This is a genomic window from Mizugakiibacter sediminis (genome assembly GCF_000953855.2).
GTDB lineage: Bacteria > Pseudomonadota > Gammaproteobacteria > Xanthomonadales > Rhodanobacteraceae > Mizugakiibacter > Mizugakiibacter sediminis.
Genome location: NZ_DF970213.1, coordinates 1 through 5,298, shown reverse-complemented (window position 1 = coordinate 5,298; position 5,298 = coordinate 1). Strand labels below are relative to the sequence as shown.

The window sequence follows — 5,298 nt, the reverse complement described above, 5'->3', positions numbered from 1 at the left end:
GCCAGCAACGCCAGCTGCTGCGCCATCAGCGCCATCTGCTGCCGGATCACGTCCTGCAGCAGGTTGCCGCCGGGCGCGGGCGCGGCGAATGCCGCCGGCGCGGCCATCGCCGGGACCGGCATCGCCGGCGGCGTGGCGGGCGCCGTCGGCGCGGCGGTGACGGCCGGCGCGGGCGCGGCTTCCGGCGGCAGCTGCGCGTCGAGCATGGCGGCCAGCGCGTCCAGGCTGGCGATGTCGCCGAGCAGCTGGCGGAACGTCACCTTGACGCCGAAGGTCTTCTGGATCTGCAGCGCGACCTGCGTCAGCGTCAGGCTGTCGAGGCCGAGCTCGAGGAAATTGGCCGACGGATCGGCGTCGCCGAGATCGACGCCCACGACCTCGTCGAACAGGCCCTTGAGCTGTTCGACCAGGCGCGGCTTGCGGTCGGCGGATGGGACGGGTGCGGCCATGACGGGCTCCGGGGCGGACGGCGTCGCCGGCGCGGCGGCCGGGACGCGGACAGGTGCAGGGGCGGGCGCGACGGCGGGTTCCACCCACAGCCGCTGGCGTTCGAAGGGATAGGTGGGCAGCACGATGCGGCGGCGTCGCGCGCGGCGGTCGAAGGCTTGCGGCGCGATCGCCGCGCCTCGGCACCACAGCGCGCCGGCGGCGGCGAGCAGCGCGGCGCGCTCGTTGTCCGGCGAGTCCGCCAGGCTGGCGACCGCGGCGATGCCGGGGCGCGCGCCGCCGAGCTGCTGGCGCGCCAGCGTGGTCAGCGTCGCGCGCGGGCCGACTTCCAGCAGCGTGCGCGAGGGCGCGTCCAGCAGCTGGCGCAACGCCGCGGCGAAGCGCACGGTGCCGCGCAGGTGGCGCGCCCAGTAGTCGGGCGAGGTGGCCTCGGCGTCGGTCAGCGGCGCGCCGGTCAGCGTGGAGACGATCGGCAGGCGCGGCGCGCGCAGCGCGATCGTCGCCAGCTCGGCGCGGAACGGCGGCAGCACCGGATCCATCATCGCCGAGTGGAAGGCGTGCGAGGTGCGCAGCGGCCGGCAGGCGATGCCGTCGGCTTCAAGCGTGCGCCGGAACGCTTCGACGTCGGCGTGCGGGCCGGCGACGACGCAGGCGGTCGGCGCGTTCTCCGCCGCCAGCGACAGCGACGAAGGCAGGCGCGCCAGCAGCGCGTCCGCGGCCATGCGCACCGACAGCATCGCGCCCGGCGGCTGCGCCTGCATCAGCGCGCCGCGCCGCGCGACCAGGCGCAGCGCGTCGCCCAGCTCGAACACGCCGGCCAGCGTCGCGGCGACGAACTCGCCGACGCTGTGGCCGAGCATCGCCGCCGGCGCCGGCAGCAGGGCGAGCCACAGCCTTGCCAGCGCATACTCCAGCGCGAACGTCGCCGGCTGCGTCAGCCGCGTCTGCTGCAGCGACGCGGCGTCGTCGGCGAACAGCACGGCGCGCAGGTCGGCGCCCAGTTCCGGTTCCAGCAGGCGCGCGCACTCGTCCAGCGCGGCGCGGAATGCCGGCTCGGAGGCGTACAGCGCGCGCCCCATGCCGGCGTACTGCGCGCCCTGGCCGGGGAACATCAGCACGACGTCGCCGGCCTGCGCGGCATGGCGGCCGAGCGCGGCGACGAAGGCCAGATCGCGCAGCGCCGCGACCGCGCCCGCCGCGTCTTCGGCGACCACGCAGGCGCGTTGCGCGAACGCCTTGCGGCCGACCGCCAGCGTCCACGCCGCGTCGGCGAGGTGGGTGTCGGGATGCCTCTGCAGATGTGCGGCGAGGTTCTCCGCCTGCCGCGCCAGCGCCGCCGGCGTGCGCGCCGACAGCACCAGCAGCTGCGGGCCTTCGGCCGGCGTCGACGGCGGCTGCGGCGGCGCTTCCTCCAGCACCATGTGCGCATTGGTGCCGCCGACGCCGAACGCGCTGACGCCGGCGCGCAGCGGTGCGTCGGCGTGCTCGCGCGTCCACGGCGTCAGCGACGTGTGAACGACGAACGGCGAGCGCGCGAAGTCGATCGCCGGATTGGGCGCGGCGAAGTTGATGCTGGGCGGCAGCGTGCGCGTGTGCAGCGCCAGCGCGGTCTTGATCAGGCCGGCGCCGCCGGCGGCGATCACCAGGTGGCCGACGTTGCTCTTCACCGAACCGATGCGGCAGAAGCCGGTGTCCGCGGTCTGCCGGCGGAACGCCTTGGTCAAACCTTCGATCTCGATCGGATCGCCGAGCGGCGTGGCGGTGCCGTGCGTTTCGACGTAAGAGATGGTGCGCGCATCCACGCCGGCCGCGTCCAGCGCCATCGCCACCACCGCGGCCTGGCCCTCGCTGCTGGGCGCGGTGAAGCTGGCCTTGACGCCGCCGTCGTTGTTGACGGCGTGGCCGCGGATCACCGCGTAGACGGTGTCGCCGTCGGCCAGCGCATCGGACAGGCGCTTCAGCAGCACCACCGCGGCGCCGTCGGAGAACACCGTGCCCTGCGCGTCGGCGTCGAAGCTGCGCGTGTGCCCGTCCGGCGAGAGCATCGCGCCTTCCTGATGGAGATAGCCGCTGCGCGGCGGACAGGTGACGGCGATGCCGCCGGCCAGCGCCATCCCGCACTGGCCGCGGCGCAGCGCGTCGGCGGCCTGGCAGACCGCGACCAGCGAGGTCGAGCAGGCGGTGTGCACGGCGATCGCCGGGCCGGTCAGGTCGAGCTTGTGGGCGACGCGCGTGGCGATGTAGTCCTTCTCGTTGCCGAGCATCACCTGGAACGCGCCGACCTTGTCGACCAGGTCGGGATGCGCGGCGACGTGGCGCTGGAAGTAGGTGGCGTTGTACATGCCGGCGAAGATGCCGACCGGCACCGCGTGCGCGTCCGGCACGTAGCCGCCGCGCTCCAGGCAGGCCCAGCACAGCTCGAGGAACACGCGCTGCTGCGGGTCCATCAGCTCCGCCTCGCGCGGGCTGATGCCGAAGAACGCGGCGTCGAACAGCTCGACCCCGTCGATCACGCCGCGCGCCGGCACGTAGGCCGGATCGGCGCGCTGCGCGGCGGGGATCGAGGCGTCCAGCTCGGCGTCGCCGAAGAAGGTGATCGATTCGCGGCCGTCGCACAGGTTCTGCCAGAACGTCTCGACGTCGGCCGCGCCGGGGAAGCGCCCGGCCATGGCGACGATGGCGATCGGCTCGTCTTCGCCGCCGCCGGCGCCGCCGCGGCGGCCCATGCGGCTCGCCTCGATCGCCGCGGGCGCGTCTTCGCCGCGCGCCGCCGCGGCCAGCGCGGCCGGCGTCGGCGCGCGGAAGAACGTGGTGGTGGCGATGTCGGCGACGCCGTCGCGGCGCAGGCGTTCCAGCAGGCGCACCGCCAGCAGCGAGGTGCCGCCCAGCGCGAAGAAGTTGTCGCGGCGGCCGGCGCGGTCGATCTCCAGCGCGGCGGCGAACGCCGCGCACAGCCGCTGCTCCAGAGCGTCGGCCGGCGCCTCGTAGGCCTCGGCCAGTTCGGGCCGCGTGCGCGCGGGCGCGGGCAGCGCGCGGCGGTCGAGCTTGCCGTTGGCGGTGACCGGCAGCGCGTCGAGGAACACCCAGCTCGCCGGCACCATGAAGTCGGGCAGGGATGCGGCGAGGTGCGCGCGCAGCGCCGGCGCGTGCGCCGCGGCGGCGTCGGCGGCGACCACGTAGGCGACCAGGCGCTTGCCGACCGGCGGCTCGTCGCGCACCACCACCGCGCAGGCGCGCACGCCGGGGTGGCGCGCCAGCGCCGCCTCGATCTCGCCGAGCTCGATGCGGTAGCCGCGGATCTTCACCTGGTGGTCGATGCGGCCGACGTAGTCGAGGTTGCCGTCGGGCAGCAGGCGCACCAGGTCGCCGGTGCGGTAGACGCGCTCGCCGGCGGCGCCGAACGGATGCGGCACGAAGCGTGCGGCGGTCAGTTCGGGCCGGGCGAGGTAGCCCAGCGCCACGCCCGCGCCGCCGATGTACAGCTCGCCGACCACGCCCGGCGGCACCGGCTCGCGGCGCGCGTTCAGCACGTAGACGGTGGTCTCCGCGATCGGCCGGCCGATCGGGATGCTGCGCGCGTCCGCGGCGAGCTCGCGCGGGATGCGGTGCGTACAGGCGAAGGTGGTGCACTCGGTCGGGCCGTAGCCGTTGATCAGCGCGGTGTCCGGCAGCGCGGCCAGCGCCTTGCGCACGTGCGCGACCGACAGCGCCTCGCCGCCGGTGAGCAGCTCGCGCAGGCCGTCGAGGCGACGCGGATCGTCGTCGACGACCGCATTGAACAGCGCGGCGGTCAGCCACGCGGTGGTGACGCCGTGCGCGCGGATCGTCTGCGCCAGGCCGCGGCCGGTCGGCACCGTCTCGGTATGGATCACGCAGCGGCCGCCGTTCAGCAGCGCGCCCCAGATCTCCAGCGTGGAGGCGTCGAAGCCGAGCGGCGCGGCGTGCAGCATGCGCGTCTCGGCGTCGAGCCGCACGTAGTCGGCGTCCAGCACCAGCCGCAGGATGCCGCGGTGCGGCACCATCACGCCCTTGGGCGTGCCGGTGGAGCCGGAGGTGTACATCACGTAGGCGAGCGCGTCGCCGTCCAGCGCGGGCGCGGCCGGCGCCTCGGACAACGCATCCGCCTGGTCCTCGACCGCCAGCCAGCGCACGCCGCGCGTCTGGGGCGCGCTCGCGCCGGCGCGTTTCAGCGCGACCGGCGCCGCCGCGTCGGCCAGCATGAACGCCAGGCGTTCCGCCGGCTGCGCGGCGTCCAGCGGCAGGTAGGCGGCGCCGGCCTGCAGGATCGCCAGCAGCGCGACGATCGCCTCGGGCGAGCGCTCCAGCAGCACGCCGACGCGGTTGCCGGGGACGACGCCGGCCGCGCGCAAGCGTGCGGCGAGGCGCGCGGCGCGCGCGGCCAGTTCGGCGTAGCTCAGCGTGCCGCCGTCCCAGGCCACCGCGACCGCCTGCGGCGCGCGCTGCGCGACGCGGGCGAACACGCCGTGCACGGTATCGTCGGGGCGGCGCGAGGTGCGCCGCGCGCCGCCGCCGCCGAGCAGGCGCGCGCGCTCGTCGGCGTCGAGGATCGAGAGTGCGGCGAGATCGGCATCGCCGCCGGCCGCCATGCCGCGCAGCAGGCGGCGCAAAGAGGCGGCGAAGCGGCTGAGCGCGGCTTCGTCGAACGGCGGGTTGCGGCAGATCGCGCGCAGTGCGGGCGTGGCGCCGGACTGCAGCCACCACGCCATGTCGGCGCGCGCGAGCGCGCGCTCGGCATCGGCGGCATCCGCCGCCCAACGCCACGCGGGCGCGGCTTCGCCGGCGGCGGCGTCCGCGCGCGGCGCCGCGCGCAGCCAATCGGCCAGGCTGCCG

At 75.9% G+C, this 5,298-nt stretch carries 1 protein-coding gene; it reads right to left on the bottom strand.

What is annotated here, in order from left to right; translation table 11 throughout:
* On the bottom strand, window positions 1-5,298 hold a 5,298-nt coding region (locus MBSD_RS09735), incomplete at both ends, for a type I polyketide synthase (RefSeq protein WP_062537154.1).